Genomic DNA, 26,632 nt, shown 5'->3' with positions numbered 1-26,632 from the left:
TTGGATCGACGCTGCATTGATGTGATAAAATCCTATTGATATATATTAATCAGGAGCTTTTTGCAAGCTCATTACATAGGAGAGTTGTCACATGCTGCAGTATCCTTCAGCCTGGTTGCAGAACGCGTCGCTTGGAGAAACGATTGCATGCGAACTCAGGCTCCGAATCATTAACGGAACGATCAAGACCGGCGAGGTCATTTCGGAGAATTGGGTGGCTTCCGAGTTCGGCACAAGCCGTTCTCCCGTCAGGGAAGCTTTGAAAACATTATCAAGTGAAGGATTAATCCGTCTCGAACGGATGGGTGCCGTGGTGATGGGGCTGAATATTACGGATGTGGAAGAGCTGTACGATGTCCGCTTTTTAATTGAAACCTTTGTCCAGCAGCGGCTGACCCAAACGGATATAACAGGGCTGCTTGCGAACCTGCGGCGAATCGTGGACAAAATGGAGCTGGCGATGAAGCATAATGACGCGGTGGAATTTTCATACCAGGATTTATCCTTCCATGAAGCGATCATTACGGCTGCCGATCATAACCGCATTTTGCATTTATGGAAAAGCATCCGGCCGATCGTAATGACCGTCATGCTGATTACGACGGAAGAGGTTTTTTCCAAAGGCGAAGTGAAGCTTCATGCCGTTGTCGATAAACACCACAACATTATGAAGGGACTGGAATCACGGAATAAAGATGTGGTGAAACAGGTAGTTCAGGATTACTTTGCTGATTCGAGGAAAACGCTTCACAACAGCATTCCGAGTCTATAATCTATTCATACAGCAAGCATGTTCCCAGGAACGTGTCACTTAAGTTGTCGACAAGTATACTGATTGAAATCAAATGTTAAATTAATGGGTAAGATAATCAAATAGAGAAATAAAAGGAATTCATTATTATATAGACAAAATATTAAGGGAGGGCATCTAGATGTCCAGTATTTTCGGCTTAAGTCACGATTGGACGCTCATCATTTGGACTCTGTTGACCATTGCGTTTCTGATTGTGCTTATTTCTAAATTCAAGTGGAATCCGTTTGTTAGTTTGCTGATTTCGGCCTTGATTCTCGGATTTTTGACTGGAATGAAACCGCTTGATATCGCAGACTCGATCACCAAAGGTATGGGTGGAACGCTCGGGACGACCGCCATCGTTATCGCTTTGGGCACAATGCTCGGCAAGATGATGGCTGAATCCGGCGGGGCAGAGCAAATCGCGACGACCTTAGTGGACCGTTTTGGCGTAAAACGTGTTCACTGGGCGATGATGATCGTCGGTTTTATCGTAGGTATTCCTGTGTTTTTTGAAGTCGGCGTTATTTTGCTAATTCCGATTATTTTTACCGTAGCACGCAAAACGAAAATGTCGCTGCTTCAGATTGGTATTCCGGTTTTGGCCGGCTTGTCCACCGTACACGGTCTGGTTCCGCCGCATCCGGCTCCAATGATCGCTATTGATGCTTATCATGCGGATTTGGGTAAAACAATCTTTTACTCTCTGATTGTAGGTCTTCCGACTGCGATCGTAGCTGGACCGCTCTTTGGCAAATGGATTGGCAAACGGATTCAGGTCGAACCGCCCGCGGAGCTCGTGGATCAATTCTCAGCAAGTAGCGATCGCAAGCTTCCGGGCTTCGGAATCACCTTGTTTACGATCATGCTTCCTGTTATTCTGATGCTGATCGGCTCGATCGCCACCATTATCGATCCGGAAGCAACGAGTGGCTTTACCGTATTCTGTGAATTCATCGGACACGAGATTATTGCACTGCTTATCGCGGTTGTGTTCTCATTTTTCTCACTTGGATTTGCCCGTGGATTCACGAAGGAGCAAATCTCCAAGTTTTCGAGTGAATGTCTGGCTCCAACAGCCACGATCATTTTGATTATCGGCGGCGGCGGCGCATTCAAGCAGGTGCTGATTAACAGCGGCGTCGGCGATGCGATCGCGCAGATTGCGACTTCCGCCCATGTTAATATCATTTTGTTCGCATGGTTTGTGGCTGCACTGATCCGCGTTGCTACCGGTTCGGCTACCGTGGCCATGACGACGGCTGCGGGCATCGTAGCCCCGGTACTGGCGCTGAATCCCGGCACAAACGTGGAACTGGTCGTTTTGGCCACAGGCGCAGGCTCCATTGTTCTGTCGCATGTCAATGACGCCGGTTTCTGGATGGTAAAAGAGTTTTTCAATATGTCCGTTCCGCAGACGCTAAAATCATGGACCGTCATGGAAACGCTGCTGTCGGTTGTGGCACTTGTACTTATTATGGGAATCAGCCTGTTCGTATAGGCAGGTGTTAGTGAAGAAGAAAGAAGGTTAAAGCATGAGCAGTAAAATGATGATCGGCATCGATATCGGAACGACGAGTACAAAAGCCGTTATTTTCGAGGAGAATGGAAACGTAGTGGCCAAGGGCAGTGAAGGATATCCCCTTCATACCCCGACTTCGTCGATTGCCGAGCAGGACCCGGATCAGATCTTTACCGCAGTGATACATTCGGTGAAGCAGGCTATGGAGAAAAGCGGAACACGTCCCGAGCAGGTCATGTTCGTTTCCTTTAGTTCGGCGATGCACAGCGTGATTCCGGTGGACCCGGACGGCAAACCGCTGATGAACTGCATTACCTGGGCGGACAACCGCAGTGCGGAATGGTCGGAGAAATTGAAAAAGGACTTGAACGGACATGAGATCTACCTGCGTACGGGCACTCCGATCCATCCGATGTCGCCTCTAACCAAACTGATGTGGCTGCGTCATGACAAACCGGAAATCTTCAACAAGGCTGGCAAGTTTATTTCCATCAAGGAATATGTCTTCGCAAAGCTGTTCAATCAATATATTATCGATTATTCGATTGCATCCTCGACCGGAATGTTTAATCTCGAGCAGCTGAAGTGGGATGAGGAAGCCCTCTGCGTTGCAGGCATTGGAACTGACAAGCTGTCGGAGCCGGTTCCGACCACCCATTCAGTAACCGGGCTGAATCCGGTATTTGCAGATGAGATGGGGCTTCTGGCCTCAACTCCTTTCATTGTGGGAGCGAGTGACGGCGTGCTGTCCAATCTTGGCGTCAATGCCATAGAGCCAGGCGTCGTCGCGGCAACGATCGGAACCAGCGGAGCGATCCGCACTGTCGTGGACCGTCCCGTGACCGATCCCAAAGGACGCATCTTCTGCTACGCGTTGACGGACAAGAAGTGGGTGATTGGCGGACCGGTCAACAACGGCGGTATGCTGTTTCAGTGGGTGCGAGATGAGTTTGCCGCCTCTGAGGTGGAAACGGCAAAGCGCCTTGGCATCGACTCCTATGATCTGCTGACACAGATTGCTGCGCAGGTGAATCCGGGCTCGGACGGACTGCTCTTCCATCCTTACCTAACCGGGGAACGGGCTCCTCTGTGGAATCCGGATGCACGTGGTTCCTTCTTCGGGCTCACGATGCATCACCGCAAGGAGCATATGATCCGTGCGGTTCTGGAAGGCGTCATCTTCAATATGTATACCGTGCTGCTCGCGATGGAAGAGATCATCGGCCGCCCGACCAAGATTCATGCTACCGGCGGGTTCTCCCGTTCTCCGCTGTGGCGTCAGATGATGGCGGATATTTTCGATCAGGAAGTGATCGTGCCGGAGAGCTATGAAAGCTCCTGCCTTGGGGCTGTGGTGCTTGGCCTGTATGCCCTTGGCAAAACCGATTCGCTTAGCATCGTATCCGGCATGGTCGGCTCCACCCACCAGCATAAGCCGGTCAAGGAAAGCGCACAAGTCTATCACCAGCTGCTGCCAATCTTTATTCAAATTTCACGTAAGCTGAGTGATGAATATAAAGCGATCGCGGATTTTCAGCGGAAGATTTTCTAGTTTTAGTCCTTAATATTGAGGCAAGCCTGCATGACGTTCGGGTCATGCGGGCTTTTTTTGTTGATCGAATGGATTGTCTTGAAAATAATGGTTGCGAGCTGCTGGACCTAAGCAAAAACAATGACGGCAGCATTAAGGCTGTCACCTCTGAAGATTACACAATCAACTATCAGGACGGTTCAGTAAAAAATAAGAAGTTCGTTTCGGAATATAAGCTGGTTACGATTGACGGCATGCTGATGGTACATCAGCTGGTCAGCACCAAAGAACAATAATAAACGGTAACGAGAGGCACTAAGCAAGAGTCGTCCCCAAGGGGGCGGCTTTTTGCTTTCTTCACGCATGTAAAAAATTAGGCTTTACAATATCAATGTCTTAGTGTACTATTCAACTATAACACTAATACAAAGGAGATGTGAGCATGAACCATCCATTAGATATACAGGCAGATGCCGCTGTGCTTTCGCTGAGGGGCGTCTCCAAAAAGATCGGAAGTAAAAAGATCGTGGACCAGCTGTCCTTTGATGTCCATGAAGGAGAGGTTGTTGGTCTGCTCGGGCCTAACGGCGCCGGGAAGACGACCACCATTCGCATGATCGCGGGACTCATCTCAATGACCGAAGGCGATGTATTCGTCCGCGGCAGCAGCATCCGCCATGAGTGGAAAAACGCGATCCGCCACATCGGCGCTATTATCGAGAATCCGGAATTTTATCCCTATATGACGGGATACGATAACCTGAAGCAGTATCAGCGGATGAACAGCTGGATCAGCAATGAGCGGATCAACGAGGTTGTTCGTCTAGTCGGTCTCGAGCATGCGATGAAAAAGAAAGTGAAGGCCTACTCCCTTGGCATGCGCCAACGGCTTGGCATCGCGCAGGCACTGCTTCACGAGCCGTCCGTGCTCATCTTGGATGAGCCAACCAACGGTCTGGATCCTGCCGGTATCCGCGAAATGCGCGATTACCTCAAAACCATTGCCCGGGAAGAAGGCATATCGATTCTCGTGTCGAGCCACTTGCTGCTCGAAATGGAGCAAATGTGCAGCCGGGTCGTTGTCATTCAGGACGGCAAGCTAGTCACCGTACGCTCCATTGGCGAGAACAGTGCAGCTGCACATGAAGAGAAAAATTTTGTGCGTGTCATGTTCCGGGTCGGACGTCTGGAAGAAGCGAAAAACGTGCTCGGGAACATGGATAATGCCGAGGTTCTGCAGGTAGCTGAGGAGCAAAGCGAATTGCTTGTGGCGCTCCGGTACAAGGATATTCCGGATATGGTAACTGCTTTGGGCGCTGCGGGGGTCCCGATCTATCAGATTACGGAGCTGAAACAGTCGCTTGAAGACGAATTCTTGAAATGGACAGGAGGAAACCGCATTGCGTAACTTCAATAATCTTGTCATAAACGAATGGCTTAAAATGTCCAAGAAACGCAGCTTCTTTATTCCTTACGCCATCATTGCCGTTGCCATGGTGGTGCTTGCCTGGGCGTTTAAGCGCTGGGCCGAAGACATGTTCGGAAACGCATTTGAATATACGGCAATGATGGCGAGTTCCAACGGCTTCGGTCATATCGTCGCTATGCTTGCCGTGATCTTCACCGCCGGCCTTGTTCCTAGCGAGCATGCCCAGGGAACGATCAAATTTCTGCTCATCCGCGGCCAAAGCCGTGGAAAAGTACTCGCATCAAAGTATGTGGCGGCACTGCTGTTTATTTTATCGATGTTCGTATGGCTGAATGTGTTCGGCTTTGCTTCAGGAGCCGTCCTGTTCGGAATGGAGCAGCCAGCCGGGGCATGGCGTGACATTCTGATTGCGACTGGAAGCTCGCTTGTATACAGTATCGTGTTTATGACGCTGACATTTATGTTGGGTGTACTGACCCGTTCCGCGGGAGCGGCGATGGGTGTTGGTACGGCGGCCCTCATGCTCAGCAGCTTGATAATCCCCAAAAGCTTTTACAAATACGTGCTGTTCCCGAATGCAGATTTGTCGGTATACAGTCACGGTGGACATCCGCCGATTGAAGGAATGACACTTCCTTTCTCAATCGCGGTGCTGGCAGTATATATAGTCTTGTTTCTTGGCGCCAGCTTTGTTACGTTTAAGAGACGTGATATAGCCTGATGCAGCCAAGGGCATAAAGCTGACGGCGAAAGGAGTCTAGCCACTTGAGCATCGAATTTGACAACAATTTGCCGATCTATCTCCAAATCATGAATCATATCAAACGGCAGATCGTTTCCGGGCTGCTTCAGCCCGGAGATAAAATTCCGTCCGTAAGGGAGCTTGCCGCGGATTTGCAGATTAACCCCAACACGATTCAGCGGACATTTCAGGAGCTGGAGCGCGAGGAAGTGGTTGAAACGAAACGCGGCCTAGGAAGATATGTGACAAGTGAGGAATCGAAAATTATGGCGATCAAAAAGGAAATGGCAGGAGATTTGCTTCACCAGTTTATTCACGGCATGCAGGAGCTGGGGTTCAAAAACCAGGATATCGTTACGATCGTAAAAGAAGCTGTTACAGCAGACGGCGGCAAGGACCAAAAGGGGGCTAATCTGGATGGACGCATTGCTGAAGGTTAATGGTGTATCCAAAAGGTACGGCTTCAAGCAGACACTGGATAACGTAAGCTTTGACATTGGATCAGGCAAAATTATCGGTCTGCTGGGTCCGAACGGAAGCGGGAAAAGCACGCTGATGCAAATGATCGCGGGTCTTACCCCTACGACAGCCGGAGAGATCTCGGTCATGGGTAAGAAGGTTGGCAGAGAAACGAGAAGCCTGATTTCTTATATGCCTGACCGTCCGATGACGGAAAACTGGATGAAGGTGAAGGATGCCGTCGCCTTTTATAAGGATTTTTATGCGGATTTTAATGTGGAAAAGGCCCTCGAAATGCTCGATTTCATGAACCTGGACGCAAAGAGCAGCGTCAGCGTTCTGTCCAAAGGTATGAATGAGCGGCTGCAATTGACGTTGGCCCTTTCCCGGAACGTGAATCTCTATTTGCTGGATGAGCCGATTGGTGGGGTCGATCCCGTGGCCCGCGGCAAAATTCTGGATGCGATTGTGCGCTTTTATAGCGAGGATAGCAGCCTTATCATCTGTACCCACTTGGTACGGGATATGGAGCGGATTTTTGATGAGGTCATGTTTTTAAATAATGGGAGCATCACGCTGTATGAAGAAGTGGAGAGTATCCGCATGAAGCATGGAAGGAGCGTCGACGACATGTTCAAAGAGGTGTTCGGCGAATGATCAAGCTGCTTAAATACGATCTGCGGCGCAATGCGACTCTTCTGCTCGGGGTAACAGCTGCGCTGATCCTTTGCGAACTGGTACTGCTAGGATCGGGTGCCTCTCTGGATGTGAAGATGGCTTTTACCGTTATCTTTTTCATTGTGGCCGCTGCCATCTTCACGATTAACAATGTGAATGTGTTCGATTACAACATTAAATCGATCAGCCGCCGGCTTCTTCCGGTCAATACTTTCTCCTACGTGTGGGCGTCGCTCGTTTACGGAGCGATAAATACCTTGGTTTTGTTCCTGATTGGAGCAGGCGTGACTCTTTATTTTGCCTTCCATATCGATACTTCCGTTTTAAGAGACGTTCATCTTCCTGCGTACGCATGGGCTAGTCTTGTGCTGGAGGCCATTTTTACGACCATTTACGGTTTTCTAACGATTTACATTATCATTGCGCTTGCGCGCAGCATCACGAGAAAAGGCGTATTTTGGGTCGGTTTCCTTCTGTTCCTGAGCATGGAGACCGTGATTACTTTTATTGAAAAGCTACTGTTCAATCAGGATACTAACCAGACTTTTAGTTTGGTGACCTTCCACGTCGAAATCATCAATGGTGTGTTAGCGTCTAAGCCGGTAACGGCGAGTACGAATTGGAACGCGCTAGGCGTATTAGGGTTTGAAGCTATACTCTGCGTCGTTTATCTCTTTGTGATTAAGTGGTGTGTGGAAAAGAGAATTGAAGCCAAATAGGACAGTATGGAAAACCTGCGTTAGGATGATCTATCGCGGGTTTTCTCTATGTGCAGCCCATGTGCATCCGCTTGCAAAGCGATCAATCAACCGAGTACAATAGGATTAACTTACAGGCGGAATTAACCTTCACATTATATTCGACTGGAAATATTCTCCCAGATTAGCATATATGTTTGAATGTTAATGAAAGAGGAAGGGGACGAAGGCTTTGCCAAGCATACAGGAAATGGGGAAAACGCTGCTCAGTATCCGGAGTCATTTTAACGGCTTGACCAAGACCGAGCAGAAGGTCGCGCAGTATATTTTGGAGAACGCCCAGGATTTGATCTATGATTCAGTAACTGAGCTGGCGGAAAAGGCGGATGTCGGTGAGACGACGGTACTACGGTTTTGCCGGAAAATGAAGTTTCAGGGGTTTCAGGATTTCAAGCTTTCCCTAGCTCAGGATTTGGTGAAGCCTACCGATCATATTCATGAGGAAATCGCGGAGGATGACGATCCCTTCACACTCAGCCAAAAAATTATTGGGACACATCTCCGGACGCTGGAGCAGACGCGTGAGCTGGTCAATGAGGATCAGCTGAACCAGGCGATCGATGTGCTGACGGAAGCTTCTAATATTCATTTTTTTGGTGTGGGATCCTCTGGCTTAACGGCAACACAGGGAGCGCACAGCTTTGCCCGGATCGGTAAAAACAGCATCGCGAACACAGATACCCATTTTCAGGCGATGCAGGCTTCGCTGATGAATAAGGGAGATGTTGCTGTCGGCTTATCAATTTCGGGGAGCACCAAGGATACGATCGATAACTTGAACATTGCCAAAAAAGCGGGAGCCCGCATTATTGCCATTACGAGCAATGCCCGATCGCCGATCACCAAGTTAGCGGATATCGTTCTCATTATGGTGGGCCGGGAAAATCCGCTGCAGGGCAGCTCGCTCGCAGCCAAAATCTCGCAGCTTGCGATTATTGATATTCTCAACGTCGCTGTATCGCTGAAAATGAAAAGCGAAGCGATCAAATACCGGGAAATCACGGCCAAGGCGACTTCGGACAAGCTGTATTAGAAAAGAAGCCGGGGGCAATAGCGCGGCGCGACTTGAAGGGCTAAATAACGAAAGGACTCTCGGCGAGAGTCTTTTTTGTATGAAGCACATTCCCGGTGATTCGGATGTATAGATTGCGTGCAACTTCTGTTTAAATATATTTTCAGCAAATTAAAAGGGAGGTAGACGTGATGCCGGAAATACCGGATCATCTAGATCATGGACTGTCCATTTTGTTTATTGGCTTTAATCCAAGCCTCTTGTCCGGAGAGACCGGTCATCATTACGCCAATCCGCGCAACAATTTTTACCGGATTCTGCATCGTGCAGGACTGACGCCCCGGCTGTATGATGCATCCGAGGATCAGGACCTGCTGAGGATCGGATACGGCTTTACGAATATTGTAGCCCGGCCAACGCGGGGCATCGACGATATCGACCGCAGCGAATACGCGGAGGGAAGAGAAATTCTGCACGCGAAGCTGATGAAATACCGTCCGAAGATTGCCTGCTTTGTCGGCAAGGGCGTATACACCGAATACAGCAAAAGAGCCAAAGTGAATTGGGGCTTCGAGCCAAATCCGGTGGTCCCCGAGATTCACGAGTTCGTGGCGCCTTCATCGAGCGGTCTGGTGCGGATGCCGATGGAGGAGATCGTAGGCATCTACCGCCAACTGGCGGAGTATATTGCGGAGCACGGGGAGTAAGCAGGATTAGGGGCTGGACAAATACGTCCAGCCTTTTTGCTGCAAGCGAAGTTGAGCCAGTGGCGTTTAAGTATTCAAGTCTTGCGTTTTTCTTCATACGAACACATAACACTGCACCAGCGGAGAGGCCGAACGATTGCGAAAAAGCGAAGCGGTCGCCTTTGTCACCGGATTTAATACAATAATGATTAATTCAATAAATCCGGTGACAACAGCGATTGTAGCAACGTTTGGTCGCGGAGCGCTGCTCAGGAGCTCAGACGTATAACGTTAACCGCAAAGCGCTGCCCTCAACACAAAAAAAGCTGCCCCTCACGGGACAGCCTTTTTCATATGATCAAACTTATGACATACCCCAAACCATCGTAAAGAGCGTACCGAAGATCGTTACGAGACCAACGAATACCGCATAAGCGATATTGATGTACAGCGTCTTTTTGGAGGAAGTCTCACCAATGTGCATGAACAGGACCAGCTGAAGCGATGCCTGAATCAATGCGCTGATGATCAGAATGACCATCGCACCGGTGAACGTGAGATCCCAGTAGATAACGCCCAGTGCCACAAGTGAAAGGACTAGCGAGAAGATATATCCCATCACGTGACGTATCGGGAATAATCGTGCCATATTACATCAATCCTTTCAAGTAGACAAAGCTAAAGATGAAGATCCAGACCACGTCAAGGAAGTGCCAGTACAGCGAGAAGATAAACGATTTGTTTGCCGTCGCATCTGTAAAGCCTTCGCGGTTGACCTGAATCAGGATGCTTGAGCCCCACAGGATACCCATGGTCACGTGAAGACCGTGAGTACCGAGCAGAATGAACAGACTGGACAGGAAGGCGCTGGTTTGCATCGTTGCACCTTCATGAACATAATTCACGAATTCGGTAATCTCGATGCCAAGGAAGCCAAGGCCCATCAGCAGCGTAATACCGAAGAAAATCATCATCGGTTTCTTCAAATTGAGGCGCATGGCATGAATACCGAGGCCGCAAGTAAAACTACTTGTCAGCAGGAGGAGAGTCTCCCAGATGACGCCGCTGACTTCAAAAATATCCTTTCCGGTCGGGCCGTTGCCCGTTCGGTTCCAGAGTGTAAAATACACGGCGAACAGCGTAGAGAACAGGGCAATCTCTGCACCAAGGAAAAGCCAAAATCCTAAGATCTTGTTGCTGTTCTCCTCTGTTCTATACTCGAGGGGCAGTGTGTCATTTATTTTCATACGGTATCACCCCGCAATTTCTGTTCGGTAGCGGCAATTTCCTTCGCTGAAATATGGTAGCCGTGATCGCGTTCGAAGGAACGAACCGCCAGCATGATGACCACACCGATCCCTGCGATGATCGCAGGAATGAACCAGCTGAATACGAGGAAGAAGCCAAGGAAAAACATGATTATGCCGAGAATAACCGGCTGCCCGCTGTTGCTAGGCATATGAATCTCTTCATAAGGTCCGTCTTCATAGAGCGGAACTTTTTGCTTTTTGGAGTACCAGAAAGCATCTTGAGAATTCACGATTGGCATTTTTGCAAAGTTGTACGCAGGTACCGGGCTTGGTGTGCTCCATTCCAATGTACGTGCATCCCACGGATCTCCGTTTTCGTCGCGAGGACTATGACGGAAGCTGTAGTAGAAGTTGTAGCACAGAACGACGAAGCCGATGGCACAGACGAATGCGCCGATGGTGGCAACCATGTTCAGCGGTCCATAGCCTGTGGCTGCGGAGTACGTGTACGTACGGCGTGTCATTCCGTCCAGTCCCAGGAAGAAGAGCGGCATGAAGGCCGTGTTGAAGCCTACAACGATCAGCCAGAAAGCCCATTTAGCCAAACGCTCGTTCAGGCGGAAGCCGAACATTTTAGGGAACCAGTAGTGCATACCGGCCACTACCCCGAATACCGTACCTGGAATGAGCACATAGTGGAAGTGGGCCACCAGGAACATCGTATTGTGATACTGATAGTCGGCGCTTGCCATGGCAAGCATAACGCCGGTTACGCCGCCGAAAGTAAAGATCGGGATAAAGGCCATCGCGTACAGCATCGGTGACGTGAACGAGATCTTGCCTTTTCGGAGCGTAAACAGCCAGTTGAAGATCTTAACCCCGGTCGGAACAGCAATCGCCATCGTGGTGATGGAGAAGAAGCTGTTGACCATGGCTCCGGTACCCATCGTATAGAAGTGATGCGCCCATACGAGGAAGGATAGGAACGAGATGGCCACCATACTGACAACCATGGATTTGTATCCGTACAAATTCCTTTTCGAGAACGTAGAGATTACATCACTGAATATACCGAAAGCCGGCAAAACAACGATGTATACCTCAGGGTGTCCCCAAACCCAGAAAAGGTTAGCCCAGAGCATATCCATACCGCCGTTGGCCATCGTAAAGAACTGAGTTCCGAATAAGCGGTCGAACATCATTAGAGCAAGCGCTACAGTCAGAACAGGGAAAGCAAACAAAATAATGACGTTCGTGATGAGTACTGACCAGGTGAACATCGGCATACGCATCAGCTTCATTCCTGGCGCACGCATTTTCAGGATTGTTACAATGAAGTTAACACCTGTCAAGAGTGTACCGATACCAGAAATCTGTAAGGCAAGCGAGTAATAGTTCATGCCCACCGTCGGGCTAAATTCATTGCTTGCGAGCGGGAAGTATGCGGACCAGCCGGCATCCGGCGATCCCCCGATGACGAATGAAAGGTTGAACAGCATCGCTCCAGAGAAGAACAACCAGAAGCTTACGGCATTCAATCTAGGAAAAGCGACGTCACGTGCACCGATCTGCAGCGGAACGACAACGTTCATCATTCCGATAATAAACGGCATGGCCATGAATAAGATCATGACGACCCCGTGCGTCGTAAAAATTTCATTATAGTGCTGCGCATCTAAGAACTTGGAATCAGGCGTTGCAAGCTGAGTCCGCATCAATAGGGCGTCAACTCCGCCGCGGAACAGCATGAGAAGCGCCGATATAATATACATAACCCCGATACGCTTATGGTCAACCGTCGTGAGCCATTCGCGCCACAGATATCCCCATTTTTTGAAATAGGTTAATCCGATTATGATCGCGAGCGATACGAGCACGATACTGATGTCGGCTCCGTAAATCATCGGCTCACCGGTTACAAAAAATTCGTCCCATTTCATGCAGTTTTATTCTCCTTTCTCTATGATGTTAATGTCCGTGTTCCATGGAAGAGCTGCCGCTCATGTCCATGCCACTCATATCATGATTCATATGATCCATATTCTCCGAGCCGGAGTCTTTTTCGGTTTTGCTGTCCCCGCCATGTTGATGTCCGGCCATGTCGCCCTCAGGAGGAGGTGCAAAGCCAAGATGCGTGGAACTGTAAGACTTACGTCCAACGAAGTCGGTTTTCAGCAGAGTATTGAACTCCTGCTCGGTTAGCTTAGGAGCGGTTTGTTTGACGTCATTGACCCACTTCGTGTAGTCGCCTGGCGACTGTGCCTGAACCTCGAATTCCATCTTGGCAAAGCCTTTACCGGAGAAGTTCGCGTTCTTACCCAAGTAGGAACCTTCATGTTCGGCAACCAAATTCAGCTTGGTGATCATATCGGTCATCGCGTACTTCTGACCGCCGAGCTGAGGTACCCAGAAGCTTGTAATCGGACCATAGGAGTAGAGTCGGAACTCGACCGGACGGTTCGTTGGGATGTTTACGTAGTTGACCGTTTCAATGCCTTCTTCTGGATAACTAAAATGCCATTTCCAGTCGGATGATGAAGCGTAGATTACCAGCGGCTTTTGGTCCTCATAGCCGGCAGGCACCTTTTCTACTGCATAGGTAGTTTGAACGGTAACTACAGAGAGAATGGCTACGATAATGACTGGAATCGCTGTCCAGGTCAATTCGAGCCATTTGTTACCCTCTATATGGGGCGGTTCATAATCATCACTCGTTTTGCTAGCCCGGTATTTCGTCAGCATAATAATGTACAGGATGTACACAACGATCAGGACGAAGGCCATCATCAGAATCGAAAAGATAATGGTGTTGGCTTGGGTTTTCGCTACGGGACCTTTCGGATTCAGTACAGCCAGTTTCGAATCGCATCCACTAAGCAGCATAACGATGGAAATAAAGATTAATGATAACAACAATCTTTTTTTCTTCACAAGAAACTCCTTTCTAGCATGTCTTCATTGCTGAGCTTGGATTATTCGCGAATCCTCATAGCCTAAGGATAGTAATCAGTGATTTTTATTACAAATATAAGAAAATCCATATATGGAAGTGAAACCCAATTATTCTGTGACAGACTTCACATTCTTCAGGAAAAAACGTCAAATAGAACGATTAACCACGGAAAAGGGGCGAATTCAGCGATTTTCATTTTTGTTCATAATTGACCCAAGGTAGAACAGTTGTGCCAGTTCTGTCACATTTGAAAAGGGTTTTATGCCATGAAAGAAGTGTTTGTGAAAATCTGTAGATCCACTGAAACCCGCTTGTACAGCGAAAAAATATGCTAAAATAGACACGGATTTGTTTACTGTTACAAAAATCACAAACATAAGGAGGGGACGGAAGTGACAGAAATTCAAAAGTGCCCAAAGGGGATATTCTTCGATGTGGATGATACGCTTTACGATCATTTGCAGCCGCTTAGACAGGCGCTCCAAAGTGTACTGGCTACAGGGGAATCATTTCCATACGAGGCGGTATACCATAGATTCAGATACTATAGCGACATCTTATCTGCCGGTCATGGCGGGGTCAATGCGGCCGGAGCGGAAGAGGATCTGCAGGAGATGAGAGTAAAGCGCGTCATGCTTGCTCTTGCCGAATTCGGAATCGATGTGACGGAAGAGGACGCGGCGCGGATTCAGCAGCGATATCTAGAGGGGCAGTTCCAGATCAGCCCTTTTCCGGAAGCTGTAGAGCTCATCCACAAACTACAGTCTGCCGGACATGTCGTTGGACTGATTACCAATGGACCTGCGCAGCATCAGATGGCCAAAATCAAGGCGCTTTCGCTGGATCAATGGATCCGGCCCGACTATATTTTCATTTCCGGCGCTGTCGGTTATGACAAACCGGATCCACGCTTGTTTGCGCATGTGAATGAAATGACGGGAACGGAAGCACCTGGCAGCATTTATATCGGTGATTCGTGGCGAAACGATGTCGTGGGTGCGCTTGAGGCTGGATGGACGGCCATTTGGTTCAATCACCGGACCGTGCAGCCTGAATCGGATCATCGGCCGCATTACACGGCAGGAAGTTACCGTGAACTTGCCGGCGTGCTGCTGTCATCATAAGAAGCAGGTAAATGAAAAAAGCAGATGCTCCTACCGAATGGAAGGGCATCTGCTTTTATTCGTGAAGATTTGCTGCTAATTAAGGTTCAATGGGCGTATCATCAGAGGCTGGAGCGGATGGCGGAATGTTTTTGCGTTTGTATAAAAGCCGAGAAACCACCATGCCTAAAGCGCCCAGCCCGATAAACAGAATGGCCCGGATGGCTACGGATACACCCGGCAGATCCACAATAATGACCTTGACCAGTGTCAGGAAAAGCAGCCCGATTCCTGCAATCCGGACCATCTGCTTCTGAAGGAGCACGCCGCAGATGATGACCGCGATGGCATAGAGTGCCCACACGGCCGATAGAATGAGATGGCGGAAATCATATGTCAAATCAGCCGTGAACACATTTGTGATCTGGGTGATAAAGATGATGGCAAGTAGGGCATCCACCCACATCAGAACGTCCGGCAAACGATCATAGAATAGGCGTTCGGACATGTGCCGGAGCGAGTAAGCCAGCACCGCGATGCTGATCAGCAGCACGATCCAGGAAAGACTCTGCGCTGATACAATTTCATGAATCACCATGAAAATCGTCCCGGATAAACCATACAGGAATATCACCGTTGCAGTGATCTGCTGCATGTAGCTCTTCAGCTTAAATCCAAGCAGGATTCCGGCAGTTCCAATGACAACGGCGGCAGCCGGGGAATAGCTGTGGTTCAGAATATCCAGCATCCACAGGAACCAAGCGGTCGTAGCGATAGCGGCAAATACAGGAGCACGCTGCGCCTGCAAGTGTTTTCCCCATGCCGCGAGGGTGTAGACGAGCGCCCAAACGAACAGCATGAGCGGTCTCCAGTGAATGGAATCTTCGGTGAACGGGTACAGTGCATAGATCCAGAGCACCATGATGCCATATCCAAGAAACAGAGACAACGTTTGATCGAGCTTGCGCTGCTTTGGCCCGACAAAGGCATAACCCAGCAGCACCGCATGCTGAATAAATACGGCGGCAATAAAAATATGGCGGCTCTCGCTAAAATCACCCGCGGCGTAACCGATCAAGAGCAGAAGATGAAGCACGCCGACCGCAACGAAATAGGCTGCACGAAAATCAAATTTCAGGGCCACAGCGATCATCGCAAGCGAAAAGACGGCCTCATAGCCCGTAAACACCCATGCATTCGGATGAGCGGAATGGACAAGAAAAGGAATCAAATATCCGGCTACGGTTGCGATAATGATCAGGGTCTGGGAGCGCCGCCGCAGCGCCGTAAAGACGCCAAGCGCGATCGAAAGGATATACAGTACAAACGCAAGTCCTGAAGGAATCAAATCATACAGTTCATGCGCCGCAAATACGGATAATATCAGCACGCCGACGGCGCCGCCAAGGAGTACCTGTCCCAGTGCTTCGCGCTGGCTGCGGATCTGTCTTTCGCCAAGCCAGTACATGACAGCGGCGACGACAACGCCGAGAAGGCAGCGTATGGGTTCAGTCAGATAGCCCGCACTGACGGCGGCTGTAAAACCCCACAGCACACCAAGCAGAAGAACCACGATGAAGACGCGAGGAAGCCATACCCTCGCAATGAGATGCTCCCAGTCTTTGGGCGGTTTAGGCTCGCGTGGAGCCGCGCCTGCATGCTGTTGTTGATAAGCATACGGATTAAATCCCGGATCATAATGGGGCTGACCGTTCCCCTGTGCCGGTCCCGTTCCTTGAGCTTGCTGATAACCATACGGCGCTTGCCCCGGATACGATGGGACCTGGCTGGCTGCCGGCGGATAACCGGGTATGCCTTGCTGCTGCAGATATTCCGGAGTCGGCTGCTGCTGCTGCGGATAAGGCTGCCTTTGCATGCCCTGCTGCTCATGAGCGGCGTATCCTTGCGGTATTTCCCCGTATGGAGGGGCCGCAGTATGCGGTGCTTCTGTTTCTGTCAAGCTGTCAGCAGGGTGGTTCGCCCTGCGCCTTTCTTGACGCAGCTCGGCTAACTCCTGCTGCATTTGCCTCATGTTAGCCTCAAGCTGCGCAATTCTTCTTTCCAATACATCCAATGGATATTCACCCCTGGCATTCCAAATTTATGTACTTTTGTCTGCTGTACATAATATACCATAGGAGACCTCTTCATGAATCTTTTGGAGGATCAAAACATTTTGGCGAGCGAAATGACACCCGTGATGGTAACAACATTAAACAGGGTGGAGAGAAGCACGGTCTGGGCGGCAAAGTCAGGCTCGTTTGCGTATTCCTCGGCAAGAATCGAGGTGTTGATGCCGGTCGGCATCCCGGATGCAATCAGCAGCGCCTGCGCGGGAATTCCCTTGAGCCCGAGGGCGAATACCAGCGCGCAGCCAATAGCAGGGCCGATAATCAGCCGGAGGAACATACTGATATAAATATCAAGACGATAGAGACGCAGTGGATATTTCACAATTTGAGCCCCAAGTGTGAGTAGTGCAATGGCGACCATCGACTGTTGGGCGTATGTTAGGGGCTGAGCGATAAATGTTGGGAGGGGAGTATGCAGCGCGTGCAGCAGCAGACCCAGGACCAGGGCGTAAGGAACCGGCATTTTTAAAAAGCCGATGATCATGCTCCGGTAGTTCCCTTTCATTTTGGCTCCTTGAATCGAAATGACGCCATAAGTGAATGTCAGAAGGCTTTGCAGTGACATGATCAGCGCCTGTATGGAAGCAGCCAACGGATCTCCCTTGAAAACGAGCGCATTAATCGGCATGCCGTAATTCCCGGAATTATCGAGCATAATGCTGTTGTTGAAAGCAGCTTTCATGCTGCTTGTGAATTTCAGGGGACGCGCAGCTAGCGAGCCAATCAGGTACAGAATCAGCACATACAGCGCGTAAAATAAAATGACGGTGCCAAGAAGGCCGCCCGACATATCCGAATGATACATACTCATAAAAACGGCGGCGGGTGTAATACAGTAAAAGTTGATTTTGGCCAAGGTATATAAGTCCAGACGAAAAATATGCTGCATGAGAGAACCGAATCCAATCAGTACAAACACGGGCAGAACAACTTCAAGTAAGATCGTAGCAATCATATGTTCAGCTTCCTTTAATGGTACATGATGTTATGAACTCATCCATTATAGCACCACTTGGAGACTGGTAGGGGTGGGAATAATCACGTTAGGTGATGATCGCCGGCTTTCTTTTCATTCAAAACCTGCTCCACCTTGGAGATATGAAGCTCCATCCGGGCTGTTGCTTCCTTGGCATCCTGCTGCTCGATAGCTTCATAAATCCGCATATGCTCCTGCAGCAGCCGCTGCGCAGAGGAACGCTCCGCGTAAAACCAAAGCGCACGCATATCCTTCATGCTCTCATGCAGCTTGTTGGACAACGATTCCATCAGGTCACGCAGCAGCGGATTATGGGTCGCGGCGGCAATCTGCTGGTGGAATTTCACGTCGGTCTGTTCGATGAAATGTTCATCATTCGACTGTTCCATGTCCGCAAGCAGCTTGCGGAAGACAGCAAGATCGGCGTTCGTGCGATGCAGGGCGGCGAGGGACGCGCAGCCAGTTTCAAGCACGCGGCGAACCTCGAGCACATGCCGCAGCGATGAAGCACGCCCTTCCCATAGGTCGGCATATTCCTGCATAGGATGCACGGGATCCACCTGAGGCGCTTTGACGAAAGTTCCCCCTCCTTGTTTAATATTCAATAGCCCCATCGCTTTCAGCGCGCTGAGAGCTTCCCTTATGGTTGATCTGCCAACATTATATTGGGTGGCCAGATCGACGACGGAAGAAAGACGGTCCCCGGGCAATAGCTTCCCTTCATCCATTTGCTTTTTCAAATCATTCATAACCCACTCATACTGCTTAAGCGGCCTTTGCTGGTTGGTCAAATCTACTCAACGTCCTTCCTAAAATGCCTTAACTTCCCTTATTTTACCGCAAATGCGAACATGTTAAAATTTTAATTTTTCGATTATGGTCTATTTTCGATTCATATATTCTAGTGTATACTTGTTCACAAGAAAAGTCATCAGATGACCTGACTAATTTAATATATTTCATTCGTTCAAAGGGGGGCTTTCCTTGCTGCAAGAAGAAGTAAGACGCGAACTTATCTCCATTTTGGGAAGCGAACATTTCAAAGATGATCCGCAGTCCCTTGTTACCCATTCCTATGACGGAACGCCTATGCTTCAATCTCTGCCGGATGCGGTCGTGTATCCTTCGAGCACGGAGCAGGTGTCACAAATCATGAAGGTGCTGAGCCGCCACAAAATTCCTGTTGTAGGCAGAGGTTCAGGCACCAATCTGTGCGGAGGCACCGTGCCGGTTCAAGGCGGCGTGGTGATGGTCATGCACCGGATGAACCAGATATTGGAAATCGATCTTGAGAATCTGACCGCTACCGTTCAGCCTGGACTAAATACGAAGCAGTTCAGTACGCATGTCGAAAGTTTGGGCCTATTCTATCCACCCGATCCGAGCAGCATGTCCATCTCCACCATCGGGGGCAATATCGCTGAATGCTCCGGAGGATTGCGGGGTCTAAAATACGGGACGACCAAGGATTATGTCATCGGCCTGGAGGCGGTTCTGGCGAACGGAGACATTATCCGGACCGGCGGCAAACTGATGAAAGACGTAGCGGGTTATGATCTGACGAAACTTCTGGTCGGCTCAGAAGGCACGCTGGCTATTATCACAGAGGCCACACTTAAGCTGGTTCCGCCGCCTAGATATAAAAAGACGATGCTGGCAATGTACAAGGACTTATACGGCGCAGCACGGACGGTGTCCAAAATCATTGAAAACCGGATTATCCCGGCGACCCTTGAGATTTTGGACAATGCAACGATCCGGGTGGTGGATGACTTCGCCAAGCTGGGCCTGCCGCTCGATATGGAAGCGATTCTGATTATCGAGCAGGACGGCGACGAAGAAGCCGTGGAACGTGATATTGCCATTATTACGGAAGTTTGTAAAAGCGAGAAAGCCGACCAGGTCAGCATTGCAGCTAGCCAGGAAGAGGCAGATAAACTTCTGACTGCACGCCGCAGTGCTTTCACGGCGCTCGCGAGACTGCGTCCGACGACCATTTTGGAGGATGCGACCGTGCCGCGCTCGAAGATCGCAGATATGGTGATTGAAATTAACCGGATCGCGAAGAAGCATCAGGTGCAGATCAGTACATTTGGTCATGCGGGTGACGGAAACCTGCATCCAACAGCCACAACGGATGCGCGCAACAAAGAGGAAATCGAGCGGGTGGATGAAGCATTTGAGGAGATTTTCGAAGCGGCCATCCGATTGGGCGGAACCATTACCGGAGAGCACGGGGTAGGCATGGTGAAATCGCCGTTTCTGGAATGGAAGGTGGGACCAGCCGGAATGGAGGTCATGAAAGCGATCAAGAGTTCTTTTGATCCTCATAACCTCCTTAATCCAGGCAAAGTATTCGCGAAGGAAACACGCAAACGGGTGGTGATTCAGCGTGGCTAATGGGCAAACCGAGCAAATGAACGCACTAACCGAGAAGCTCCGTTTACGCCTCGATGAGGATCAACTGACGAACTGCATGCGCTGTGGCTTTTGCCTTCCGGCATGCCCGACATTCTCGGAAACCGGCCTTGAGGCGGAGTCCCCGCGGGGACGGATCGCTCTCATGAAAGCTGTCACAGACGGCATCATGGTACCGGATCAGGCATTCGAGGATCAGATGAATCACTGCCTGGGCTGCCGTGCGTGCGAGCCTGCGTGCCCAGCCGGAGTCCAGTACGGACAGCTCATCGAGCAGGCGCGGGATGCGATTGAAGATCATAAAGAGCATAAAACATGGGTGAAAGTGACGCGCAAGGCTGCATTCAAGACGGTATTCCCGCATCAGAAACGGATGAAATGGGTTGGACGTGGGCTGAAGTTTTATCAAAAATCCGGGCTTCGTAACGTGGCTCATGCTACGGGGGCAATGAAGCTGTTTCCGAAGCATATGCGCGACATGGAGAAAATCCTGCCGGATGCAACCGGTCAGGGCGTCGTAGAACAAATTGGCGAGCGCCATCCGGCAAAAGGCGAAAAAATCGCCACGGTAGCTCTGTTCAGAGGCTGCATCATGGACGTTTTATTTACAGAAACCAATATTCATACGGTAGATTTGCTAACGGCTGCGGGCTTTGAAGTCGTGATCCCGCGAGACCAGAACTGCTGCGGAGCACTTCATGCCCACAGTGGGGAAGCCGAGGGAGCAAGAGACCTCGCAAGACGCAACATCAAGATCTTTAAGGAAGCCGGTGTGGATTATATCGTCTCTAACGCCGGCGGCTGCGGAGCGCTTCTGATCGAATACGATCATCTGCTGCACGAAGATCCGCAGTGGCGTGACGATGCGGTCTGGTTTGCCAAGCGTGTCGTGGATATCAGCGATTTGCTCGTTCGCGCTGGAAGGAGACTTGATTTCAGTCAGGACAATACGCCAGGCGACGCAGAACCTGTACGGATCACTTATCAGGATTCCTGCCACCTCCGCAACGTCATGCGTTCTGCGGACGCCCCGCGCAAATTGATGCGCCAGGTCGAGGGTGCACAGTTCATCGAGATGAAGAATGCCGACCGCTGCTGCGGTTCCGCTGGGATTTACAACATCACGCAGCCAGAGATGGCAGGACAGATTCTTGACCATAAAATGGAGCATGTCGAGGCGACCGGTGCCAGCTATTTGCTGACCAGCAACCCGGGCTGCCTGCTCCAGATGAAGCATGGCATCGAAGAGCAGGGACTGAGCGGCCAGATGAAGGCGGTTCATATCGTAGACTTCCTGCATGAACGCATGAAGAAATAACTTGCTTAAGGTGTGAAATATAAACGAAAAGAAGAGGCCAACCACGAAGTCAATTTGGACTTAGCGGTGGGCCTCTTCTTTTGTGAACCACTCAAAACCTGTTTATATGTTTATTTATCCAGCTTAAAGCGGTCAATCATAACCTGCATATCTGCCGCCATCCGGGCCAGTCCGGCTGCGGATGAACTGATTTCCTCCATGGATGCGAGCTGCTCCTGAGTAGCCGCGTTTACGCGTTCAAAGGAGTCGACCGTCTGGCGGGAAATGCCTGCAACTTCGTGAACCGCTGCTGAGATTTCTTCGCTGCTGGCTGACATTTGCTCGGTCACGGCGGAAATATCCTGAACCTGATCCGAGATCTGTTTGGCAGACTGTTCGATATTCACAAAGGCTTCGAGTGCCTCAGCGGTAACATCAAGCCCCTGGTTCACGTCAGATTGAACCTTGTTTTTCATGACGTCAAATGCATTTGCGATCAGCTCAGTCATTTTAACGATAGTTTGCTGAATCTCATCGGCGGTGATGTTAGACTGATCCGCAAGTTTGCGGACCTCATCCGCTACAACAGCAAAGCCTCGCCCATGCTCGCCGGCACGCGCCGCTTCAATGGCAGCATTCAGCGACAGTAGGTTCGTTTGCTTGGATATTTCCGAAATCGCTGTGCTCATGGCTGCGATATTGGCGCTGTGGTTGTGAAGCTGTTCCATCAGCTCAGCGGATTCCATCGTGGAGTGCCGGATCGTATCCATCTGGGCGCTGACCTGACGAATCTTGTGGCTACCGACCTGTACATCCCCTTCGGTGCGTCCCGATGAATCCACAATCATCCCTGCGGACTCAGCGATTTTCTGGATGCCCCGCGTCATTTCTTCAATGGTTCGCGCCGTTTCCTCAGTTGCCATCGCTTGGCTCACGGCGCCTTCCGATGCATTGGATACGAGATCGGTGACGAGTTCCACGGACTTGGCATTCATTTCCGTGCTGGCTGTCATTTCCTCACTGGAAGCCGCGAGCTGGCTTGAGGTGTCTCCCATATCTTCAACCATGCGGCGCAGGGAGGCGACCATGCCGTTATAATTGCCTGCCAGCGTTCCGATTTCATCGGTACGTCTGGTCACAACCTGTTCATTCAGATGTCCCTCGCTGACACGAATGGATGATTGGTTAAGCTGCTCGATCGGTCTCGTCATCCCTCTAATGATGAAGAACATGATGACCAGAGCGATGGCAACAGCAATGACTAGCACGACTGCGGCTGTGTAAAAGATAGGGCGCATTGCATCGGTATATTCAACATCGGGGAGGACACCCACGATCTTGAACCCAGACAAGCTGTTCGTCGCGTAATAGCCGTGCTGAATTTCAAGACTATTCGGGTTGGTGTATTCGATAAATCCTTCTCTCTGGCGCTGCATGATATTCAGATAATCTCCGGTCGCTTTTTCACCGATTTTCATGGTCGGATGAGACATGATATTGTCGCTACGGTCCAAGAGATAAACATACCCTTTTTTGCCCAGGTGAATATTTTGGACGGTCTTACTCAATTCATTGATGCTTAAGTTGATATTGATGACGCCTTTCCGGTCAGACAGGGCTTTGGATATGGTGAGCACATAGTTATTGGTCATGGGTGAGACGGACGGATTCCCGACCATGGCTTGGTCTGGGTACTTTTGGGCAAGTGTGTACCAAGCTTGGGTACGTGGATCAAAATCCTGTGCGCCCGGATCTGGCGATCCCATCCACGCTCCGTGATCATTGCCGAGCGATATGGATTCGACCTCCGGATGCTGCCATTTGTAATCTTCAATCAGCTTTCGTGCATGCTCTGATCGCTGGTCTATGTCCTGTGATGTAATCTGACTTGAAAGTTGACTGGCGTTGGATAACTGCATCTGAATCATCGTATCAAGAAGCTTATCGAGTAGCGTGACACTGGATTGAATGGTATCCTCCATTTTATCCTGAAGCTGCCCTTTAGCGCTGTTTACAGAAAATAACACCAGCACAATATTCGGGATAATAACCATGAGACAAATGATGAGCATGAGTCTGCTGCGGATTTTTTTGATCCTGAAGAGATGTAAGATTCCTTTCCGCTTTGCTTTCAAATTTAATTCCTCCAGATGTATGTATGTGTTTTGGGATCCTTCAGTTGTTTGGAGAATCCTCTATTATATTTCGACAAATTGCTGCAAATATTTCATAGTTTTCACAAATTATTTTCAGATTCAATACTAAAATAGTACTATTTTTGAGCGATGTGGCCGCTATGACTACGGATCGATCTTCCGATCGCTGCCTGCCTCTTCAGATCGATTCCGTCCCCTTCGCTACTTTCGCTTTCTTTTCAAGTACTCACAATGATGTTGATTTCAAATGAAAAAGAGAGCCTGGAATTCCCAGACTCTCTTTGAAGCGGCTGAACCGGATACCCAAAAAGCTGTTTATGCCTTCTTGCTCTCTTGACGCCATGCAGTCATCGCCTGATCGAGACGCTTCATGGCTTCGATGACCGTGGCTTTCGGACAGGCGACATTCATGCGCATAAATCCTTCTCCCCCTTGACCGAAAGCCGATCCTTTATTCAGGGCAAGCTTGGCCTTGGTCAGCAGGAAATCGGCGGTTTCATCCGGGTTCATGCCAAGACACCTCAAATCCATCCATAGCAGATAAGTTGCCTCCGGCTGCTGAACCTTGATTTCTGGGATATGCTTCTCCACATACTCAAGAACATAATCGATATTTTTCTGCAGGTAGACTAGCACTTCATCCAGCCACTCGCCGCCGCTGGTGTAAGCTGCTTCCGCCGCCGTGCTGCCGATCGCGCTGATCGACCCGACGTGATAGAGCTCGAGCATTTTCATGAACGTGCTGCGGATTTCCGCATTCGGAATAATGATATTGGATGTGTTCAGACCGGCGATATTAAACGTTTTGCTCGGGGAGGTGCAGATAATGGAACGGTTCTTCGCCTCCTCGGAAATTTTCGCAAGAGGCGTGTGTGCATCTTTTTCATACACCAGATCGGCATGAATCTCATCGGAGATAATCAGGACATCATGACGCGCACAGAGCTGCACCAAGGCTTCGAGTTCCCCGGATGTCCATACCCGTCCGACCGGATTGTGAGGACTGCACAGAATCAGCATCTTGATCTGCTGGCTGCTGAGAATTTGTTCCAATGCTTCAAGATCCATGGAATATTGACCGTTCTCAAGCTTCAGCGGGTTCAGGACGAGCTCGCGTCCGTGGTCCTTTACAACGCTGTGGAATGGAGGATATACCGGCGGCTGGATAACCACCTTGTCCCCCGGCTGGGTAAAAGCTTGTACGGCAAAACTGAGCGCAGGGACGACTCCTGGGCAGAACACTAGCCATTCCGGTTCTATTTCCCAGCCATGGCGCTGTTTCATCCAGCTTACGATGGACTGCTTGTATTCGCCTGTTTGCATGGTATAGCCGAATACTCCGTGTTCAACACGCTTTTGTATGGCTTCGATCACCGAAGGCGGGGATTCAAAATCCATATCGGCTACCCACATCGGCAGCGCATCCGTAGTCCCAAAAATATTTTTCATACCGTCCCATTTATCGCAGCCGGTGAGATTTCTTGTAATGATTTTGTCGAAATTCAAAGCAGTGCCCTCCTTGAGGTGAGATGGTATTATTTCTTTTATGAATATATCACATCAGAGGGGAACTTGGAGAAAGAGCTGACACAAAGTAAAATAGAAATCATCGACAAGTACGGGAAGTGAAGGGAGGAAATTCATGTGCAGCTGATCGCCATGCTGACCATGCTGCTAGACCATTTGGGCATGGTATGCTTTGAAAATCAGCTCTGGCTCCGGATCATCGGAAGAATTGCTTTCCCTATTTATGCGTATGCATTGGCTAAGGGATATCTGTATACGAGGTCGAAAACCAAGTATTTGGCCAGGCTGCTGGTACTTGCAATTTTGTCGCAAATTCCTTATCAACTGGCGCTGAATCCGGATGGCCTCAATGTCATTTTTACGCTGTTTATGGCTGCCTCCGTCATGCAGATCATGGATCTGACGTCCTCATTATGGGCAAAAGGAGGCATTGTAATTGCAGCAGGCACAGTAATGCAGATTTTTCCTTTTGATTACGGCGCCTATGGGCTGCTGCTGGTACTGATGTTCCGCTTTGCTGTGAATGAAGAGCTGATTTTTATTCATTTGCTTCTTAATCTGCTGTATCTGCTTGTTTATGGGCCTGGCGGGATAGTGCAGATGTTGAGCATCGTTCCAACTCTTATGATCGTATACGGTCCGGCCGTCTGGAAACGGCTTGAGGATGTACGCGTTCGCAGGTGGTTATGGCGTTCATTCTATCCGCTGCATTTGGCCGCTCTGGCGGTGCTGAAATGGGCAGAATGGTAGGGCTGATTAGACCGGAAAGATGCCCTCGATCTTGTTCAGCGGAAACAGAATGCGTGAAGGATACTTGCCTTTGGCCTGGACTTCAATAAAATTGGTGCCGATCTGTACGAGGCGGATACTGGAAAAGGCCGAACCCGTGCTGAAGGTTGTTCGCAGGCCGACACGTACCGTGCTTGCCGCCGGTTTGATATCGAATACCCGAATGGATTGCAGGCTGTTAGGAACGAATAATTCGCCTTGAACCTGAATGAAATTGCGATTGAATACACGCTGCAGTTTGCCGGGCTCGAGCCCCAGGCCCTTGCCGTTAATCTCCACCAAATGACCTGTTAGCTGGGCCAGCCGCTGCTGCAGCGTTATGTTCTTCCTAAGCTTGAGTATAGACATGGAGCATTCCTCCGCTTGTTGGTTTACTTTATTGTATGAGACGAATTTTGGGCAGGTGAGTGAATTCGCTTTG

General features: G+C 49.8%; 25 protein-coding genes. 15 read left to right on the top strand and 10 right to left on the bottom strand.

Annotated features, from left to right (window positions below):
* The first annotated feature begins 94 nt into the window (after positions 1-94).
* From MUG84_RS20015 to MUG84_RS19965, 11 genes are all read left to right on the top strand, one after another.
* Positions 95-772 (top strand): GntR family transcriptional regulator, encoded by a 678-nt coding sequence (locus MUG84_RS20015; RefSeq protein WP_244728257.1) that lies wholly within the window; start codon positions 95-97, stop codon positions 770-772.
* A 160-nt stretch (positions 773-932) separates the two neighbouring features.
* Positions 933-2,294, top strand: a complete 1,362-nt coding sequence (locus MUG84_RS20010; RefSeq protein ID WP_244728119.1) for a GntP family permease — start codon at positions 933-935, stop codon at positions 2,292-2,294.
* Between the two features lie 34 nt (positions 2,295-2,328).
* Positions 2,329-3,867, top strand: coding sequence for a gluconokinase (gntK, locus tag MUG84_RS20005; protein WP_244728116.1), 1,539 nt, complete (start codon positions 2,329-2,331; stop codon positions 3,865-3,867).
* A gap of 44 nt (positions 3,868-3,911) precedes the next feature.
* Positions 3,912-4,142 carry a TcaA NTF2-like domain-containing protein gene (locus MUG84_RS20000; RefSeq protein WP_244728114.1) on the top strand — a complete coding sequence of 77 codons (231 nt, stop codon included), beginning with the start codon at positions 3,912-3,914 and terminating at the stop codon, positions 4,140-4,142.
* 146 nt (positions 4,143-4,288) lie between these two features.
* The gene (locus tag MUG84_RS19995) at positions 4,289-5,254 is read left to right on the top strand and encodes an ABC transporter ATP-binding protein (RefSeq protein WP_244728112.1); all 966 of its coding nucleotides are present in this window, start codon (positions 4,289-4,291) and stop codon (positions 5,252-5,254) included.
* The gene (locus MUG84_RS19990; RefSeq protein WP_244728110.1) at positions 5,247-5,996 is read left to right on the top strand and encodes an ABC transporter permease; all 750 of its coding nucleotides are present in this window, start codon (positions 5,247-5,249) and stop codon (positions 5,994-5,996) included. The genes MUG84_RS19995 and MUG84_RS19990 overlap by 8 nt, the downstream gene beginning before the upstream one ends.
* 44 nt (positions 5,997-6,040) lie before the next feature.
* Positions 6,041-6,457 carry a GntR family transcriptional regulator gene (locus MUG84_RS19985; protein ID WP_244728107.1) on the top strand — a complete coding sequence of 139 codons (417 nt, stop codon included), beginning with the start codon at positions 6,041-6,043 and terminating at the stop codon, positions 6,455-6,457.
* A complete protein-coding gene (locus MUG84_RS19980) occupies positions 6,435-7,133 on the top strand; it encodes an ABC transporter ATP-binding protein (protein ID WP_244728105.1) in 699 nt (232 codons plus the stop codon). Before MUG84_RS19985 ends, MUG84_RS19980 begins: the two co-directional genes overlap by 23 nt.
* The gene (locus MUG84_RS19975; RefSeq protein WP_244728103.1) at positions 7,130-7,873 is read left to right on the top strand and encodes a hypothetical protein; all 744 of its coding nucleotides are present in this window, start codon (positions 7,130-7,132) and stop codon (positions 7,871-7,873) included. Before MUG84_RS19980 ends, MUG84_RS19975 begins: the two co-directional genes overlap by 4 nt.
* A gap of 211 nt (positions 7,874-8,084) precedes the next feature.
* Entirely contained in the window at positions 8,085-8,945 is an 861-nt protein-coding gene (locus MUG84_RS19970; protein WP_244728101.1) for a MurR/RpiR family transcriptional regulator, read from the top strand.
* A gap of 170 nt (positions 8,946-9,115) precedes the next feature.
* A complete protein-coding gene (locus tag MUG84_RS19965; protein WP_244728099.1) occupies positions 9,116-9,631 on the top strand; it encodes a mismatch-specific DNA-glycosylase in 516 nt (171 codons plus the stop codon).
* 343 nt (positions 9,632-9,974) lie between these two features.
* Here MUG84_RS19965 and qoxD read toward each other — a convergent pair whose 3' ends face one another.
* From qoxD to qoxA, 4 genes are read right to left on the bottom strand one after another with little or no spacing between them, the layout of a single operon-like run.
* Positions 9,975-10,259 carry a cytochrome aa3 quinol oxidase subunit IV gene (gene qoxD, locus MUG84_RS19960; protein ID WP_244728096.1) on the bottom strand — a complete coding sequence of 95 codons (285 nt, stop codon included), beginning with the start codon at positions 10,257-10,259 and terminating at the stop codon, positions 9,975-9,977.
* 1 nt (position 10,260) lies between these two features.
* The gene (gene qoxC / locus MUG84_RS19955; RefSeq protein WP_244728094.1) at positions 10,261-10,857 is read right to left on the bottom strand and encodes a cytochrome aa3 quinol oxidase subunit III; all 597 of its coding nucleotides are present in this window, start codon (positions 10,855-10,857) and stop codon (positions 10,261-10,263) included.
* A complete protein-coding gene (gene qoxB, locus MUG84_RS19950; RefSeq protein ID WP_244728092.1) occupies positions 10,854-12,800 on the bottom strand; it encodes a cytochrome aa3 quinol oxidase subunit I in 1,947 nt (648 codons plus the stop codon). The genes qoxC and qoxB overlap by 4 nt, the downstream gene beginning before the upstream one ends.
* Positions 12,801-12,828: 28 nt before the next feature.
* Positions 12,829-13,791: a cytochrome aa3 quinol oxidase subunit II gene (gene qoxA / locus MUG84_RS19945; RefSeq protein ID WP_342346135.1), complete on the bottom strand. Its 963-nt coding sequence runs from the start codon at positions 13,789-13,791 to the stop codon at positions 12,829-12,831.
* Positions 13,792-14,205: 414 nt separating this feature from the next.
* Between qoxA and MUG84_RS19940 the strand changes: the two genes are divergently transcribed.
* Complete coding sequence (locus MUG84_RS19940; RefSeq protein WP_244728090.1) at positions 14,206-14,937, top strand: HAD family hydrolase; 732 nt, start codon at positions 14,206-14,208, stop codon at positions 14,935-14,937.
* Between the two features lie 79 nt (positions 14,938-15,016).
* Here MUG84_RS19940 and MUG84_RS19935 read toward each other — a convergent pair whose 3' ends face one another.
* From MUG84_RS19935 to MUG84_RS19925, 3 genes are all read right to left on the bottom strand, one after another.
* Positions 15,017-16,990: a DUF2339 domain-containing protein gene (locus tag MUG84_RS19935; protein ID WP_244728088.1), complete on the bottom strand. Its 1,974-nt coding sequence runs from the start codon at positions 16,988-16,990 to the stop codon at positions 15,017-15,019.
* Between the two features lie 92 nt (positions 16,991-17,082).
* Positions 17,083-18,003, bottom strand: a complete 921-nt coding sequence (locus tag MUG84_RS19930; RefSeq protein WP_244728086.1) for an AEC family transporter — start codon at positions 18,001-18,003, stop codon at positions 17,083-17,085.
* Between the two features lie 83 nt (positions 18,004-18,086).
* Positions 18,087-18,815 carry a FadR/GntR family transcriptional regulator gene (locus tag MUG84_RS19925; RefSeq protein WP_342346134.1) on the bottom strand — a complete coding sequence of 243 codons (729 nt, stop codon included), beginning with the start codon at positions 18,813-18,815 and terminating at the stop codon, positions 18,087-18,089.
* 193 nt (positions 18,816-19,008) lie between these two features.
* Here MUG84_RS19925 and MUG84_RS19920 point away from each other — a divergent pair, with 193 nt between their 5' ends.
* Positions 19,009-20,424, top strand: a complete 1,416-nt coding sequence (locus MUG84_RS19920) for an FAD-binding oxidoreductase (RefSeq protein ID WP_244728083.1) — start codon at positions 19,009-19,011, stop codon at positions 20,422-20,424.
* Between the two features lie 16 nt (positions 20,425-20,440).
* Entirely contained in the window at positions 20,441-21,760 is a 1,320-nt protein-coding gene (locus MUG84_RS19915) for a (Fe-S)-binding protein (protein ID WP_244728250.1), read from the top strand.
* 110 nt (positions 21,761-21,870) lie between these two features.
* On the opposite strand, the gene MUG84_RS19910 is transcribed toward MUG84_RS19915, so the two are convergent.
* Both MUG84_RS19910 and MUG84_RS19905 read right to left on the bottom strand, forming a co-directional pair.
* On the bottom strand, positions 21,871-23,874 hold the full coding sequence (locus MUG84_RS19910) for a methyl-accepting chemotaxis protein (RefSeq protein ID WP_244728081.1): 2,004 nt from the start codon (positions 23,872-23,874) through the stop codon (positions 21,871-21,873).
* 336 nt (positions 23,875-24,210) lie between these two features.
* Complete coding sequence (locus MUG84_RS19905) at positions 24,211-25,401, bottom strand: MalY/PatB family protein (protein WP_244728079.1); 1,191 nt, start codon at positions 25,399-25,401, stop codon at positions 24,211-24,213.
* A gap of 138 nt (positions 25,402-25,539) precedes the next feature.
* Here MUG84_RS19905 and MUG84_RS19900 point away from each other — a divergent pair, with 138 nt between their 5' ends.
* Positions 25,540-26,172: a TraX family protein gene (locus MUG84_RS19900; protein ID WP_244728077.1), complete on the top strand. Its 633-nt coding sequence runs from the start codon at positions 25,540-25,542 to the stop codon at positions 26,170-26,172.
* Between the two features lie 6 nt (positions 26,173-26,178).
* Here the strand turns inward: MUG84_RS19900 and MUG84_RS19895 are convergent, their stop codons facing one another.
* Positions 26,179-26,559, bottom strand: a complete 381-nt coding sequence (locus MUG84_RS19895) for a hypothetical protein (protein ID WP_244728075.1) — start codon at positions 26,557-26,559, stop codon at positions 26,179-26,181.
* Positions 26,560-26,632 lie beyond the last annotated feature (73 nt).

The organism is Paenibacillus mangrovi, assembly GCF_022898935.1.
GTDB classification, from domain to species: Bacteria; Bacillota; Bacilli; order Paenibacillales; family Paenibacillaceae; genus Paenibacillus_AQ; species Paenibacillus_AQ mangrovi.
The sequence above is the reverse complement of the archived record's forward strand: the minus strand, read 5'-3'. Positions and strand labels throughout refer to the sequence as shown.